The sequence below is a fragment of the Nocardia sp. NPDC058497 genome, assembly GCF_042720195.1.
Lineage (GTDB): Bacteria > Actinomycetota > Actinomycetes > Mycobacteriales > Mycobacteriaceae > Nocardia.
Map to the genome: position 1 here is coordinate 1 of NZ_JBHXMY010000902.1, position 1,625 is coordinate 1,625.

At 64.9% G+C, this 1,625-nt stretch carries 2 protein-coding genes; both read right to left on the reverse strand.

Features of this window, described 5'->3' with window-relative positions; translation table 11 throughout:
- Positions 1-90: 90 nt before the first annotated feature.
- Positions 91-1,215, reverse strand: coding sequence for a bifunctional 2-methylcitrate synthase/citrate synthase (locus tag ACFWPJ_RS32290; protein WP_378857241.1), 1,125 nt, complete (start codon positions 1,213-1,215; stop codon positions 91-93).
- A partial coding sequence (locus ACFWPJ_RS32295) for an isocitrate lyase/phosphoenolpyruvate mutase family protein (protein WP_378857243.1) occupies positions 1,215-1,625 on the reverse strand: 411 nt, incomplete at its 5' end. The genes ACFWPJ_RS32295 and ACFWPJ_RS32290, both read right to left, overlap by 1 nt.

Sequence of the window (1,625 nt, forward strand, 5' to 3'; positions counted from 1 at the left end):
ACCGCCGCGCGGCGCAGTGATGGCCGCTTCCCTCTTCATCCGGTCACCACCGAATCACCCTCGGACACAAGGAGAGTCACTACAGGCGGGCTAGGCCACGACCGCCCGTTGCGGCACGCCGACGTACTCGCTCAGTGGCCGGATCAGGGCATTGGATTCGCCCTGCTCGATGATGTGCGCGGTCCAGCCGGTGATGCGGCTCATCACGAAGATCGGGGTGAACACCTCGATGTCGAATCCGAGCAGGTAGTAGGCGGGGCCGGTCGGGAAGTCGAGGTTGGGCTTGATGCCGGTGGCCTCGTCCATGGTGCGCTCGAGCATTTCGTACATCCGCACCCACTTGCCGCCGTCGGTCGCGGCGGCGATGTCGAGGAACGCCTTCTTCATCGTGGGCACCCGGGAATCACCGTTCTTGTAGACCCGGTGGCCGAAGCCCATCACCTTGTCCTTGTGCGCCAGCTTGGTGCGCAACCACTCCTCAGCCAGAGCGGGATCGCCGATTTCGAGCATGTCGTGCATGACCGCCTCGTTGGCGCCGCCGTGCAGCGGGCCCTTCAGCGCGCCGATGGCGGCGGTGACCGCGCTGTAGATGTCGGACAGCGTCGAGGTGACGACCCTGGCCGCGAAGGTCGAGGCGTTGAAACTGTGCTCGGCGTAGAGGATCAGCGAGACCTCGAACGCCTTGACCAGCTCCCGCGACGGGATCGTGCCGAAGCACATGTTCAGGAAGTTCTCCGCGTACCCCAGATGGGAGTGCGGCGGAATCGGATCCAGGCCGTGGCGGCGACGGTGGTCGGCGGCCACGATGGTCGGCAGTACGGCGAGCATCCGAAGTGCCTTGGCACGGTTGGCCTGTGCCGAGTTGTCGTCCTCGGCCGGGTCTTCGGCGCCGAGGTAGCTGATCGCGGTGCGGACGATGTCCATCGGATGGCAGTTGTCGGGCATCTTCGCCACCAGCGACAGCAGCGACCGGTCCGCGCGCCGGGATGCGCGCTCCTGCTGGCAGAACCGTTCCAATTCAACGTGATTGGGCAGCTCACCACGCCAGAGCAGGTAGGCAACTTCCTCGAAGGCGCAGTGCGCGGCCAGGTCCTGCACGGCGTAGCCGCGGTAGGTCAGCGAGTTCGTTTCCGGGACCACCTTCGAGATCGCGGTGGTGTCGACGACGACACCGGCGAGTCCCTTGTAGATGGTCGGTACGGCGATGTCCGTCATCACTGGTCCCTTCCCAGAGCGAAATTGAAGATGTCGGAATCGAATTCGTTGTAGCGCTCGTACTGCAGCAGTTCGTAGAGGCGGCTGCGATGCTGCATCCGGTCGAGCAGACCGGATTGGGTGCCCTGTTCGTAGATCTCGCGCAGCCCGGCCTCGGCGGCGAACATCGCCAGCCGCAGGGTGGAGACCGGGTAGATGACGGCGTTGTAGCCGATGGACTCCAGCGTCTGGGCCGAGATCAGTGCGGACTTGCCGAATTCGGTCATGTTGGCCAGCAACGGAATCGCGACCGCGGCACGGAACTTCTCGAATTCGGCGGCCTCGGACAGTGCTTCGGTGAAGATCAGGTCCGCCCCGGCCTCGGCATAGGCCTCGGCTCGTTCGATCGCGGCGTCGATGCCTTCGATGCC